General features: G+C 72.6%; 3 protein-coding genes and 1 pseudogene. All 4 read left to right on the forward strand.

The genetic code is table 11. From position 1 onward, the window contains the following. Positions 1-41: 41 nt before the first annotated feature. Positions 42-1,343 (forward strand): annotated as a pseudogene (locus tag HCJ92_RS25825) (polyketide synthase dehydratase domain-containing protein); the annotation flags it as partial. Positions 1,344-1,400: 57 nt separating this feature from the next. Beyond that, the gene (locus tag HCJ92_RS14825; RefSeq protein ID WP_420824713.1) at positions 1,401-8,453 is read left to right on the forward strand and encodes a type I polyketide synthase; all 7,053 of its coding nucleotides are present in this window, start codon (positions 1,401-1,403) and stop codon (positions 8,451-8,453) included. Further along, the gene (locus HCJ92_RS14830) at positions 8,440-13,416 is read left to right on the forward strand and encodes a type I polyketide synthase (RefSeq protein WP_167934061.1); all 4,977 of its coding nucleotides are present in this window, start codon (positions 8,440-8,442) and stop codon (positions 13,414-13,416) included. Before HCJ92_RS14825 ends, HCJ92_RS14830 begins: the two co-directional genes overlap by 14 nt. A gap of 20 nt (positions 13,417-13,436) precedes the next feature. Beyond that, positions 13,437-15,381, forward strand: a 1,945-nt coding sequence (locus HCJ92_RS14835; protein ID WP_420824714.1) for a type I polyketide synthase, incomplete at its 3' end; no start/stop codon positions are given.

Genomic DNA, 15,381 nt, shown 5'->3' on the forward strand with positions numbered 1-15,381 from the left:
TGCGGGTGTCGCATGCGTTCCACTCGTCGTTGATGGAGCCGATGCTGGCGGAGTTCCGGCGGGTGCTGGAGGGGGTGGAGCACAGGCCGGCGAGGTTGCCGTTGATCTCGACGCTGACCGGTGAGTCGGAGTCGGTGTTCGGGGCGGAGTACTGGGTGCGTCAGGTGCGTGAGTCGGTGCGGTTCGCCGATGCCGTCGCCGCCGGGCAGGTGCAGGGGGTGACGCGGTTCCTGGAGATCGGACCCGACACCACCCTCACCGCCCTCGCCCAACAGAGCGCAGGCCCGGACACCCTCGCCATCCCTACCGGTCACCGGGAAACGGATGAACTGCGGGCCGTGCTGCACGCCGTGGGCCAGGCATTCGTCAGTGGCATCGACGTCGACTGGTCGGCGTTGTTCGAGGGCTTCGGAGCTCGGCAGACGCCGCTTCCCACCTACGCCTTCCAGCGGGAGCGGTACTGGTTGGAGGGAGGCGTCGCCTCGGCGGGGGTTGCGGGATTGGGCCTGGAGGCTGCTGATCACCCGTTCCTCGGCGCCCAGACGGTACTGGCGGATTCCGGGGGTGTGGTTCTCACCGGCCGGCTGTCGCTGCGTGCTCAGCCGTGGCTGGCCGACCATGTCGTGCACGGCGAACTCACGCTGCCAGGAACCGCGTTCGTCGAGCTGGCGGTTCGCGCCGGTGACCACGCCGGCTGCGGGCGGATCGGTGAACTGGTGCTGCACGCCCCGCTACAGCTGCCGGAGAACGGATCCGTGCGGCTCCAGACGCTCGTCGGGCCCGCGGACACCAGCGGTGGCCGCAGCCTCAGCGTCTACGCGCGGCCCGATGACGCCGACGTGGAGTGGACACTCCACGCCACCGGTCTCCTGACGCCGACGCCCGCGCGGAGAGACCCGGATGACGCCCTCCGAGCCTGGCCGCCTCGGGACGCCCAGCCGGTTTCGCTGGCGCAGCTGCCCGCACAACTGGCGGCGGGGGGCTTGGAGTACGGGCCTGCGTTCCAGGGGCTTGCTGCTGTGTGGCGGTTGGGGGAGGACGTCCTCGCCGAGGTTCGTCTCCCCGAGAAGGTGGCTGCCGACGCGCACCGCTACGGGTTGCACCCTGCCGCCCTCGACGCTGCCACCCAGGCGCTGACGACCGCCCGCAATGCCGACGAGGGATCGGACACGCCGGCGGCGCTGCCCTTCGTCTGGTCCGGGGTTTCTCTGTTTGCGACGGGTGCGAGGACGTTGCGGGTTCGGTTCTCTCCTGATGGTGCGGATGGTTACTCCGCGCTGATCGCCGATGCCGATGGTGAGCCGGTGGCGTCTGTTGAGCGGGTGGTCTTCCGGCCGGTTGCCGAACTCGCGGCGGCGCCTGCGTCGGCCCTGCCGCTGTATCGGATGGGTTGGGCGCCGATGGCGCCCGCCGGTGGGTCGCGGGTGACGCCGAACGGTGCGGCCCTGCCTCCGGTGGTTGATGTGGGGGGTTTGGTTGGGGTGTTGGGGCGTTGGTTGGGTGATGAGGGTGCGGTGGGTTCGGTGTTGGTGGTGGTGACGTCGGGTGCGGTGGGGGATCCGGTGGGTGGTGCGGTGTGGGGGTTGGTGCGTTCGGCGGCTGCGGAGCATCCGGGGCGGTTTGTTCTGTTGGATCGGGATGGGGGTGCTGATCCGGGGACGGTGGAGGGGTTGGGGCGGTTGTTGGGTGCGGTGGGTGAGGTGTTGGCGGCTGGTGAGGTGGAGGCGCGTTTGGTCGGGGGTGTGTTGTCGGTGCCGTCGGTGTCGGTGTTGCCGGCTGTGGTGTCGGCGGGTGGTGTCGGAGAGGGCGCTGTTGCTGGTGGGGGTGTCGGTGGGGGTTCGGGGTTGTCGGGGACGTGGTTGGTGACGGGTGCGTCGGGTGTGTTGGGTGGGTTGGTGGCGCGTCATTTGGTGGTGGCGCATGGTGTGGGTCGGGTGGTTTTGGTGAGTCGGGGTGCTGAGGGTTCGTCGGTGGTGGCGGGGTTGGTTGAGGAGTTGGCGGGGTTGGGTGCGGTGGGTGTTCCGGTGAGTTGTGATGTGGCTGATCGGGGTGGTGTGGAGCGGTTGGTGGAGTGGGTTTCTGGTGAGGGTGGGTTGGTTGGTGTGGTGCATGCGGCGGGTGTTCTGGATGACGGTGTGGTGACGGAGTTGTCGGGTGAGCGGGTGGATGGGGTGTTGTTGCCGAAGGTGGTGGGTGCGTGGAATCTGCATGAGTGCACGCGTGGTTTGGGGTTGGGGGCGTTTGTGTTGTTCTCGTCGGTGTCTGGGTCGTTGGGTGCGGCGGGTCAGGGGAGTTATGCGGCGGCGAATGCGTCGTTGGATGCGTTGGCGGTGTTGCGGCGTGGTGAGGGGTTGCCGGGTGTGTCGGTGGTGTGGGGTCCGTGGGATGTGGGTGTTGGTGGGGGTATGGCGGGTGGGTTGGGTGTGGTGGATCGTGCGCGGATCGGGCGGTCTGGTGTGTTGCCGTTGAGTGGGGTGGAGGGGTTGGCGTTGTTCGATGCGGCGTTGCGGGTGCGGGACGAGGCGGTGGTGTTGGGCGTGAAGGTCGATCGAGAGGCGGTGCGGGTCTGGCACGGGGGTCTGCCTGCTGCTTTCCGTGGGTTGGCGACGCGGGTGTCTCGCCGGAGTGTTCATGATGTGGAGGGTGCGGGTGTTGTGGGTGGTTGGGTGGGACGTTTGGCGGGGTTGGATGAGGTGGGTCGTCGTTCGGTGGTTCTGGATGTGGTGCGGGAGCAGGTCGCGCGGGTTCTGGGGCATGGTTCCGGGGCTGCGATCGAGCCGGGTCGTGGTTTCCACGAGTTGGGTTTCGATTCGCTCAGCGCGATCGAGTTGCGGAATGGGTTGAGCGCGGAGACGGGGCAGCGGTTGTCCGCGACGCTCGCTTTCGACTATCCCTCCGCGCACGCCCTCACCGACCACCTGCTGGAGAGCCTCACCGGCACACCGCAGCACCGGCCGGCGCCACGGGCGGTCACGGGCCCGCTCGACGAGCCGATCGCGATCGTCGGCATGGCCTGCCGGTTCCCCGGCGGCGTCACCTCCCCCGAGGGCCTCTGGGAACTCCTCGCCGAAGGCGGCGACGCGATAACCGCGTTCCCGGACGACCGTGGCTGGGACCTGGAGGCGTTGTACGACGCGACGGGGGAGCGGCCGGGTACCAGCTATGTGCGGGAGGGCGGCTTCCTGCACGACGCGGGGCAGTTCGACCCCGGATTCTTCGGTGTCCCGCCCAAGGAAGCAGCCACCATCGACCCGCAGCACCGCCTGTTGCTGGAGACCTCGTGGGAGGCACTGGAACGCGCCGGGATCAATCCGCACACCCTCCGTGGCACCCAGGCCGGTGTCTTCGCGGGCGTGCAGTACCACGACTACGTGGGCAACAACAGCACGGGCGCCATCGCGACCGGTCGCATCGCCTACACCCTCGGGTTGGAGGGCCCGGCCGTCAGTGTCGACACCGCCTGCTCCTCCTCCCTGGTGGCGATGCACCTGGCGGCGACCTCCCTGCGCTCAGGTGAGAGCTCGCTCGCGCTGGCCGGCGGTGTCACCGTGATGGCGACGCCGGAGACCTTCGTCGAGTTCAGCCGCCAGCGCGGCCTGGCGGCCGACGGTCGATGCAAGCCGTTCTCGGGATCTGCGGACGGCACCGCGTGGGCCGAGGGGGCCGGGGTCCTGGTCCTGGAGCGGCTGTCGGACGCACGGCGCAACGGGCACCGGGTGCTGGCGGTGATCCGGGGGAGCGCGGTCAACCAGGACGGCACGTCGAACGGGCTGACCGCGCCCAGCGGGCCCGCCCAGCAACGGGTCATCCGAGCGGCGCTGGCCCAGGCGGGTCTGGCGACGACCGACGTCGACGCCGTCGAGGCCCACGGCACGGGTACGACGCTGGGTGACCCGGTCGAGGCGCAGGCACTGCTCGCCACCTATGGGAAGGGCCGCGACGCGGCACGGCCGTTGTGGCTGGGTTCGGTGAAGTCGAACATCGGCCACACCCAGGCTGCTGCGGGTGCGGCAGGCGTCATCAAGATGGTGATGGCCATGTCCAAGGGAGAGTTGCCGGAGTCGCTGCACGTCAGCGAGCCCTCGGAGCACATCGACTGGTCCACGGGGCAGCTGGCGCTGCTGACCGAGAGCCGGGACTGGCCCGAACCGGACGGTGACCGTCCGCGCCGCGCAGGCGTCTCGTCCTTCGGCGTGAGCGGTACCAACGCGCACCTGATCATCGAGCAGGGTGAGCCGGTAGCCGCGGAGGCGGGCGACACAGGCACGGCGACGGGCGAGCGGCGCGGAGCCGAGCGCGGCACCGCCGTGCCCTGGTTCATCTCGGCGCGTACCCGTGAGGCGCTCTCCGTGCAGGCGGAGCGCCTGCTGGAGCTCATCGACGACGATCCCGACCTGGACTTCGCGGACGTGGCGTACTCCACCGTCGTCAGCCGCTCATCTTTCGAGCACCGCGCCGTCGTCACCGGCCGCACACGCGCGGAGTTGCTGACCGGGTTGCTGGCGGTGGCGGATGGTGAGTCGGCCGGTGGTGTGGTGACCGGTGTGGCTCGTGGTGAGGGCGCTGCGGGATTCTTGTTTGCGGGGCAGGGGTCGCAGCGGGTGGGTATGGGTGAGGGGCTTGGTGGGGCGTTTCCGGTGTTTGCGGCTGCGTTTGATGAGGTGTGTGGGGAGCTGGATCGGCATCTTGGGGGCTCGGTTGGTGAGGTGGTTGCGGGGGGTGGTGAGCGGTTGAACGAGACGGTGTGGGCGCAGTCGTCGTTGTTTGCGTTTGAGGTGGCGTTGTTCCGGTTGGTGGAGTCCTGGGGTCTTACTCCGGGTGTGTTGGTGGGTCATTCGATTGGTGAGTTGGCGGCTGCGCATGTTGCGGGGGTGTGGAGTCTGGCGGATGCGTGTGCGGTGGTGGCTGCGCGTGGCCGGTTGATGCAGGCGTTGCCGCAGGGTGGGGCGATGCTCGCGGTCGCCGCTGCCGAGGCGGATGTCGCGGCTGTTCTTTCCGGCATCGAGGGCGCCGGTGTTGCTGCGGTCAATGGGCCTGCATCGGTTGTGGTGTCGGGGACGGTTGAGGCGGTCGCCGCAGTGGAGTCGGTCTGCGAGGACAAGGCCTGGCGGAAGAGCCGGTTGCGGGTGTCGCATGCGTTCCACTCGTCGTTGATGGAGCCGATGCTGGCGGAGTTCCGGCGGGTGCTGGAGGGGGTGGAGCACAAGCCGGCGAAGCTGCCGTTGATCTCGACGCTGACCGGTGAGTCGGAGTCGGTGTTCGGGTCGGAGTACTGGGTGCGTCAGGTGCGGGAGTCGGTGCGGTTCGCCGACGCGGTCACCGCCGCGCAGGTGCAGGGGGTGACGCGGTTCCTGGAGATCGGACCCGACACCACCCTCACCGGCCTGGTAGCCGGCAGTGTCGAGGGGACAGTCGTCGCCGCGAGCCACCGGGAGCACGACGAGACGACCGCGTTGATGGCCGCCATGGCGGCGCTCCACGTCGACGGCTGGTCACCCGACTGGACACAGCTCCTCGCCCCGCGGACCCCCACTCACGTCGACCTCCCCACCTACCCCTTCCAGCGTCACGCCTACTGGCTCGCGCCGGACCGGGGCGGTGATGCGACCGCCCTGGGGCTGAGCGTCGTTGACCATCCCCTGGTAGCGGGGTCGGTGACCGACCCGGAGACGGGGGCGCTCACCCTCACCGGGCGGATCTCGCGGCGGAACGTTCGGTGGCTTGCCGACCACATCGTCCACGACCAGGTGTTGATGCCCGGTACCGGGTTGGTCGAGTTGGCTTTGGTGGCCGGTGCCGAGGCGGAGCTCCCGGTGCTGGAGGAGCTGACGATCGAGGCGCCGCTGACCGTCCCGGAGCACGGCGATCTGGCCCTGCGCGTGGTCGTCGGACCCGCGCGTCCCGACGGCTCGCACGCAGACAGGCGGCCGGTCACCGTCCACACCCGTGACAGTGGCGAGGACGACTCCGCACACGCGTGGACCCGCCACGCGACCGGCGTCCTGGCGACGGCCCGCGCGGGAACCACACCCGACGGCCCGGCCGATGCCCCGTGGCCCCCGCCCGGAGCGGTCGCCCTCCCGTTGGGCGACGCCTACACCGCCCTCGCCGGGCGCGGCTACCACTACGGACCCGCCTTCCAGGGACTTCGGGCGGTCTGGCAGGACGGCGATGTCCTCCACGCCGAGGTCGCACTGGCCGACAGGGACGAGGCCGGCCGGTACGGGATCCACCCGGCGCTGCTGGACACCGCGCTGCACGCCACGCTGCTCGACGAGGGCGGCGAGACGCTCCTGCCGTTCTCCTGGAACGGCGTCACGCTCTCCGTCACCGGGGCGGCGGCGGTACGGGTGAGGATTGCTCCGGCGGGACCGGGGGCGATCACTCTCGCTCTCTCCGATGCGACGGGCAGGCCGGTGCTCACGGTGGACTCCCTCGCGGTCCGACCCGTCACCCCGGAGCAGCTGGGTGCCGGGGCACGGGCCCACGCCCTGCACCGCCTGGAATGGCAGCCTCTCCCCGGAGCTCCCGCCTCACCGGCCCTCGACCCCACCGTGACCTCCGCTGGGCCCGACTTCCGTTGGGTCCTGGCCGGCCCCGGGCCGGAGCCGCTGCGGGCCCGTGCGGAAACCTGCCACCCCGACCTCGCCTCGTTCATCGGCTCCCTCACGGCGGACACGCCCGCCCCGGGCACCGTGCTCCTGGTGCCGCAGGCCGCTCCCGGGGACCTCCCCCGGGCCGCCCACACGGTGGCAGAGCGGATGCTGACGGACGTCAAGGGCTGGCTCGCCGAGGGCCGCCTCGCCCACACCCGTCTCGTGGTGCTCACCACCCGCGCGACCGGAGCGGGCTCACCGATCGACCCGGCGAGCGCCCCGCTCTGGGGCCTGCTGCGGGCCGCTCAGGCGGAGCACCCGGAGCGCTTCGTCCTCGTCGACACCGACGGCACGGACGCCTCGGCCCGCGCGCTGCCGGAGGCGCTCGCCACGGCAGAGCCGGAACTCGCCCTCCGCGAGGGCGTTCCGTACGTGCCACGACTCACCCGCGCCGAGCCGGTGCCCGCCTCCGGTGACGAGACGGGGCGCTTTCCCGGCACCGTACTGATCACCGGCGGTACCGGCGGCCTGGGACGGGCCCTCGCCCGCCATCTGGTCACCGTTCACGGGGCCCGGCGGCTGCTGCTGGTGAGCCGCCGCGGCGCGGACGCCCCGGGGGCGACCGGTCTGCGCGACGAACTCGGCGCTCTCGGCGCGGAGATCACCCTGGCCGCCTGTGACGCCGCCGACCCCGAGGCGCTGGTGGAGCTGCTGGCGGGCATCCCGCAGGACGCCCCGCTGAGCGCCGTGATCCACGCCGCCGGCACCGCCGACGGCGGCTCCGTGAACGGGCTCACACCCGAACGGATGGCTGAGGTGCTGCGCCCCAAGGTGGACGCCGCCTGGCACCTGCACGAGCTGACCAAGCACCGGGCACTGACCGCGTTCGTGCTGTTCTCCTCGGCCGCCGGCACCGCGCTGGCCGCCGGCCAGCCCGCCTACGCCGCGGGGAACCTCTTCCTGGACGCGCTCGCCGCCCACCGCCACGAGGCGGGCCTGCCGGCCACGTCGCTGGCCTGGGGGCTGTGGGACGAGAGGACCGGCCTCGGCGGGGAGCTCGGCGAGGCCGACGTGGCGCGGTTGCGGCGCCAGGGGACACCGCCGATTCCCGTGGACGAGGCGCTCGCGCTCTTCGACGCGGGCCTCCGCTCGCCGGAGCCCGCCCTCGTCCCGCTGCGACTGGACCGGTCCGCGCTACGCGCCCGCGCCGCGGCAGGGGGGCTCCCGCCCGTGCTGCGCGCCTTCGCCCCCGCCGCCCCGCGCCGACCGTCCACTGCCGACACCACGACCGCGGGCGAGGAAGCCGCCGGGCAGTTGGCCGAGCGCCTCGCCGGCCTGGGGCCGGAGGACCAGGAGAAGCTGCTGACCGAGCTGGTGGGTCGACACGTCGCGGCCGTTCTCGGTCACGGTTCCGCCGCCTCCGTCGATCCGGGCCGTGCCTTCCAGGAGATGGGCTTCGACTCCCTGACCGCCGTCGAACTGCGGAACGCCCTCGGCGCCGCCACCGGGCTGCAGCTGCCCGCCACCCTGGTGTTCGACCATCCCACCCCGGCAGCCCTGGCGCAGCACCTCCGCTCGCAGCTCGACCCGGTGCGGGGCGCGACCGCCGCCGCGCTCGCGGGCCTCGCCCACCTGGAGTCGGCCCTGGCCTCCGCCACCACGCCGGAGGCGGAGCACCACGCGGAGATCACCGCCCGGCTGGAGGCCCTGCTGGGCAGCTGGCGCAGGAGCGCCGGGGACCCGGCCGCCCCCGACGGCGAGGCGCAGAGCTTCGACACCGCCACCGACGACGAACTCTTCGCGGCACTCGACAACTTGAGCGCACCGGAAAGGGGCGAGGGCCATGACCAACGATGACCGGCTGCGCGACTACCTCAGGCGCGCCACTGCCGATCTGCACGAGGCGAAGCGCCGACTGCGGGAGGTCGAGGACCGGAGCTGCGAACCCATCGCCGTGGTGGCCATGGGCTGCCGCTACCCCGGCGGGGTCACCTCCCCCGACGAGCTGTGGCAGCTGATCGACGAGGGCCGCGACGCGATCGGGGAGTTCCCCGCCGACCGGGGCTGGGACCTGGACGGCATCTACGACCCCGAGCCCGGCCGGGAAGGAACGACTTACGTACGCAACGGCGGGTTCCTCTACGACGCGGGCGACTTCGACGCCGGCTTCTTCGGGATCTCGCCCCGCGAGGCGGGCCGCGCCGACCCGCAGGAACGGCTGCTGCTGGAGCTGGCCTGGGAGACGTTGGAGCGGGCACGGATCCGACCCGCCTCGCTCAAGGGCTCCGCGACCGGAACCTTCGTCGGGCTGATGTACCACGACTACGGGGGCGGCAGCCCGGGCGGCAGCCTCGCCTCGGGGCACGTCGCGTACCGCTTCGGTCTGGAGGGCCCGGCGGTCACGCTCGACACCGCCTGCTCCTCGTCGCTGGTAGCCCTGCACCTCGCTTGCCAGTCGCTCCGCCAGCGGGAGTGCTCCCTCGCGCTGGCCGGTGGCGCCGCGGTCATGGCCACCCCCGACATGTTCGTGCACTTCAGCCGTCAGCGCGGGCTGTCCGAGGACGGCCGCTGCCGGTCGTTCTCCGCCACCGCCAATGGCACTGGTTGGTCCGAGGGCGCCGGCCTGCTGCTGTTGGAACGGCTCTCCGACGCCCGCCGTAACGGCCATCCGGTGCTCGCCGTCATCCGTGGATCGGCGGTCAACCAGGACGGCGCGTCGAACGGACAGACCGCGCCCAACGGCCCCGCCCAGGTACGGGTCATCCGCAGCGCGCTCAGCCAGGCCGGTCTCACCCCGGCCGACATCGACGTGGTGGAGGCGCACGGCACCGGCACCACTCTCGGCGACCCCATCGAGGCCCAGGCGCTGCTCGCCACCTACGGCCAGGGGCGCCCCGCGGACCGTCCGTTGCTGCTCGGGTCGGTGAAATCCAACATCGGACACCCACAGGCCGCCGCGGGGGTCGCGGGCGTCATCAAGATGATCCTCGCCGCCACCCGGGGCACCGCCCCGCGAACCCTGCACATCGACGAGCCCTCCTCCGAGGTCGACTGGGACGCCGGCCGACTGCGGCTGCTGACCGAGGCCGAGCCCTGGCCGGACGTCGCCGGCCGGCCGCGCCGGGCTGCCGTGTCCTCCTTCGGGTACAGCGGTACCAACGCCCACCTGATCCTGGAAACAGCCGAGCCGGACCCCGCCGCGGCGCACACCCCGGCGCACCAGCCCTCCCCGCAAGCGGCCGGGCCGTACGCCTGGCCGCTCTCGGCAGCTACCGCGGCTGCCCTGCCCGCCCAGGCGGAACGGCTGCGCGCCCACCTCGACGCCGGCCCGGACCGGCAGCCGCAGGCCGTGGCCCACGCTCTGGCTACCACCCGCACCGCTTTCGAGTACCGCGCCGTCTGCGTCGGTGACGACCTCGACGGTCTCCGCACCGCGCTGGACGACCTCGTCACCGGCAGCCCCACGGACCGCGTGGTGACCGGGCGCGCCGACGTGCGGGGCCGTAACGTCTTCGTGTTCCCGGGCCAGGGATCCCAGTGGCCCGCCATGGCCACCGAACTCCTCGCCGCTGAATCGGTGTTCGCCGACAGCGTCCGAGACTGTGCCGACGCCCTCGGCGAGTTCACCGACTGGTCGCTGACCGGGGTCCTCACCGGAGCGGCGGACGCCCCCTCGCTGGAACGCGTCGACGTCGTGCAGCCGGCGCTGTGGGCGGTGATGGTCTCCCTCGCGGCGCTCTGGCGGTCCCGCGGCATCGAACCGGACGCGGTCGTCGGCCACTCCCAGGGCGAGATCGCCGCCGCCTGCGTGGCCGGTGGCCTGTCCCTCCGGGACGGCGCGCGCGTCGTCGCCCTCCGCAGCCGGGCGATCCACGCCACCCTGGCGGGCAAGGGCGGCATGCTCTCCGTCGGCCTGCCCGCCGACACCGTCCGCCCCCGGCTGGCCGAGTGGTCCGGACGGCTCTCGCTCGCCGTGGACAACGGCGGCGGCACCGTCGTCGTCGCGGGTGAGAACGCCGCCCTGGACGAACTCGCCGACCGCCTCGGTAAGGAGGGAGCACGCTGCAAACGGGTCGCCGTGGACTACGCCTCGCACTCCCCGCAGATCGAGGAACTCCGGGACCGGCTCCTCGCCGACCTCGCGCCGCTCCGCCCCGGCCCGCTCGCCGTGCCCATGCTGTCCTCCGTCACCGGCGACTGGATCAGGGACGGCGAGCTGACCGCCGACTACTGGTTCGGCAACCTCCGACGGACCGTCGAGTTCGGGCGTGCCGTCGCGTCGCTGACAGAGCAGGGACACACCGCCTTCGTCGAGATCAGCCCCCATCCGGTCCTGGGGCTGAGCCTCCAGCAGATCCTCGACCCCGAGGCCGACCCGGAAGCGGCCGACCCGACCGGCGCCGATGACGCTCCCGCCGGTGAGGCGGGACCGGCCACCGTGGTGGTCGGCACGCTGCGCCGGGACGACGGCGGACGCCGCCGCTTCCTCACCTCGCTCGCGGAGCTGCACGTCCGGGGCGTCTCCCCGGACGGGACGGCCGCGGCACCCGCGGCGGAACCCGTCGAGCTGCCCACCTACGCCTTCCAGCGCCGGCGGTACTGGGACAGCGGCAGCCCCACCGGCCCGGCCGCCGCGCAGGGCGGCGCGCGAGGTGCGGACTCCGCCTTCTGGGCGCTCGTCGACGAAGCCGACCTGGACGGACTCTCCGGCGCACTGGGACTGGACCCCGCGGCCCTGGAGAGCGTGGTCCCCGCCCTGGCCACCTGGCGCCGCCGGGAGGAGGACGCCGCCACCGCGAACTCCTGGCGCTACCGGGTCACCTGGAACGCCGTTGCCGAGCCCGCCCGGGCCTCCCGGCTCAGCGGCCACTGGCTGCTCCTGACCCCCGCCGGCCTCTCGTCCGCACAGCTCGCCGTCGATCCCGACGCCGTCACCACGGCACTGACCGCGCGGGGCGCCCACGTCGTGCGCGTGGAGGTCGGGGACCAGGACCGGACCGCACTCGCGGACCTGATCGCCGAGCGGTCCGCGACCGCCGGGGAAGGCCCGTCCGGGGTTCTCTCCCTGCTCGCCCTGGACCGGGAGCCGCACCCCGAACATTCCACGCTCACTCGCGGAACGGCCGCCACCCTTCGCGCGGTGCAGGCCCTCGCCGACGCGGCGATCGGCGCACCGCTGTGGTGCGTCACCAGCGGGGCGGTCACCACCGGCCGCTCCCAGCTGCCCGCCGACCCCACCCAGGCGGCGGTCTGGGGAATCGGCACCGTTCTCGCCCTCGACCAGCCCGAGAGCTGGGGCGGCACCGTCGACCTCCCGCCCGAGCCCGACAGCCGCGCGCTGGACCGGCTGTGCACGGTGCTGGCCGGACTCGACCACGAGGATCAGGCCGCCGTGCGGCCCAGCGGCATCCTGGCCCGCCGCCTGACCCGCGCCCCGGCCACCGCCACGCCCGGCCCGCGACGCGACGAACGAGCGGCGCGGCACGGCACGGTACTGATCACCGGCGGCACCGGAGCCCTCGGCTCCCACCTCGCACGGCGCCTCGCCGCCGGAGGCACCAGCCACCTGATCCTCACCAGCCGCCGGGGTGCAGCGGCACCGGGGGCGGAGGAACTCGCCGCCGAACTCGCCGCATCGGGGGCCACTGTCGCCATCGAGGCGTGCGACGTCACCGACCGCCGGGAGCTCGCCCGCGTACTCGGAACCGTCCCGGCCGACCGGCCCCTCACCACCGTCATCCACGCGGCCGGCGAACTGGGCGAGCCGACCGCCCTCCCCGACCTCACCGTCGACGCCTTCGCCGCCGTCGGGCGAGCCAAGGTCGCCGGCGCCGAACACCTCGACGCACTGCTGTGCGACCAGGACCTGGACGCCTTCGTGCTCTTCTCGTCCGGCGCCGCCGTCTGGGGCACCGCGGGCCACGCCGCGTACGCCGCTGCCAACGCCCGAGTGGAAGCCGTCGCCGAGCGTCGCCGCGCCCGCGGGCTGGCCGCCGCCTCCGTCGCCTGGGGCTCCTGGGCCGGCGGCGGCATGGTCGACGAGACCGCCAGGGACTACCTCCGTTCCATGGGTCTCAACCCCATGGAACCCCACCGCGCCCTCGACGCCTGGCTGCTCACCACCGCGAACCCCGGCGCCGACGGACACCTGGTCGTCGCCGACATCGACTGGACCCGCTTCACCCCCGTCTACACCCTGACCCGCCCCCGCCCCCTGCTGCGCGACCTCCCGGACGCCCGCCCCGCGGACGACGCCGACACCACCGACCGCGCCGGCACCGGAGCCGACACCGGGCAGGAGGCCAGGAACGGCCTCAGCCGGCGGCTCGCGGGCATGACGGCGCCGGAACAGCACCGCACCCTGCTCGGGCTGGTGCGCGACCACGCCGCCGTGCTGCTCGGCCACGACGACGCGACGGAGATCGAACCCCGCCGGTCCTTCAAGGACCTCGGCTTCGAGTCCGCGACTGCAGTGGACCTGCGCAACCGCCTCAACCGGGACACCGGGCTGCGGCTCCCCCCGACCGCCGTCTTCAGCCACGCCTCGCCGCAGGCGCTCGCCGCCCACCTGCGGACCGAGCTGCTGGACGACGACCGGCGCCCGCCCGTACTCGAAGCGCTGGAACGCCTCGAAGTCGGACTCGCCGGCCTTTCCCCCGACGACATCGAGCGCGCGGGCGTCACCGCCCGGCTCCACGCGCTCACCACCAAGCTGCACGAGGCCGGCGCCCAGGACAACGGCACGGCCATCGCGGACGAACTCGAAGAGGCGGATGCCGACGCCGTCTTCGACTTCATCGACAGAGAGTTCGGAGTCTGAAGATGGCGAACGAAGACAAGCTGCTCAGCTACCTCAAGCGCGTCACCGGGGAGCTGCACCAGACCCAGCAGCGACTGCGGGACGTCGAGGAGGAGAGCCGCGAGCCCGTCGCCGTCGTGGCCATGAGCTGCCGCTACCCCGGCGGAGTGGAGACGCCCGAGGACCTGTGGCGTCTGGTCGACAGCGGAACCGACGCCATCGGACCCTTCCCGGACGACCGGGGCTGGGACAACGCCGCCCTCTACGACGCCGACCCCGACCGGCCCGGCACCAGCTACGTCAACGAGGGCGGCTTCGTCCGGGGCGCGACCCACTTCGACGCCGGCCTCTTCGGTATCCCGCCCCGTGAGGCACTGGCCACGGACCCCCAGCAGCGCCTGATGCTCGAACTGGCCTGGGAGGCGTTCGAGCGGACCGGCATCGCCCCCGACCGCATGCGGGGCGAACCCGTCGGCGTCTTCGTCGGCAGCGGCGGCCAGGACTACCACGACCACGTCGCGCTGGGCTCCGGGACCGAGCACATCGACCGCTACCTCGCCACCGGCAACGCCGGTGCCGTGATCTCCGGCCGGATCTCCTACGCGCTTGGCCTGGAGGGCCCCGCACTGACGGTGGACACGGCCTGCTCCTCCTCGCTGGTCGCCATCCACTTGGCAGCCGAGTCCCTGCTGCGCCGGAACTGCGACCTCGCCCTGGCCGGCGGCGTGATGGTCATGTCCTCACCGTCCCCCTTCATCGCCTTCAGCCGCCAGCGCGGCCTGGCGCCTGACGGACGGTGCAAGTCCTTCTCCGACTCCGCTGACGGCACCGGCTGGGCCGAGGGCGCCGGTCTGCTCGTCCTGGAGCGGCTCTCCGACGCCCGGCGCAACGGGCACCGCGTCCTCGCGGTGATCCGCGGCAGCGCGGTCAACCAGGACGGCGCCTCCAACGGCCTCACCGCGCCGAGCGGCCCGGCCCAGGAGCGCGTGATCCGCGCCGCACTCGACCGGGCCGGTCTGGCGGCGACCGACGTGGACGCCGTGGAGGCCCACGGCACCGGCACGACCCTCGGCGACCCCATCGAAGCGGAAGCGCTGCTGGCGACCTACGGCCAGGGGCGCGACGCGGAACGGCCGCTCTGGCTGGGATCCGTGAAGTCCAACCTGGGACACACCCAGGCGGCGGCCGGCGTGGCCGGCGTCATCAAGATGGTCATGGCCATGCGGGCAGGTCGACTGCCCCGGTCCCTCCATGTCACCGCCCCCTCCACGCAGGTGGACTGGACGACGGGCGGCGTCGAACTGCTCGCCGAAGCACGGGAGTGGGCGACCGCCGACGGCGGACGGCCGCGCCGAGCCGGTGTCTCCTCCTTCGGAGTCAGCGGTACCAACGCACACCTGATCGTCGAGCAGGCGCCGATGGCCGCCGACACCACGGACGACCGACTGGCGCACGCGCCGCTGCCCCTGCCCGTCGTGCCGCTGCCGCTGAGCGGACGCGACGCCGCAGCACTGCGCGCCCAGGCCGAACGCCTCGCCGACCACCTGCGGCAGCCGACGAACGCCGACACCTCCGTGGCCGACCTGGGCCACTCCCTCGGCACCACCCGTGCCACCCTCGCGCACCGCGCTGTGGTGCTCGCCTCGGCGACCACCGAGGCCGCGCACTCCTTCGCTGACCTGGCGGTGGGGGAGTTGGGTGCGGGTGTGGTGTCGGGGAGTGTGCGGGAGGGTCTGTCGGGGTTCTTGTTTGCGGGGCAGGGGTCGCAGCGGGTGGGTATGGGTGAGGGGCTTGGTGGGGCGTTTCCGGTGTTTGCGGCGGCGTTTGATGAGGTGTGTGGGGAGCTGGATCGGCATCTTGAGTATCCGGTGCGGGAGGTGGTTGCGGGGGGTGGTGATCGGTTGAACGAGACGGTGTGGGCGCAGTCGTCGTTGTTTGCGTTTGAGGTGGCGTTGTTCCGGTTGGTGGAGTCCTGGGGGTTGGCGC

It is taken from the genome of Streptomyces spiramenti (genome assembly GCF_012034385.1).
GTDB classification, from domain to species: Bacteria; Actinomycetota; Actinomycetes; order Streptomycetales; family Streptomycetaceae; genus Streptomyces; species Streptomyces spiramenti.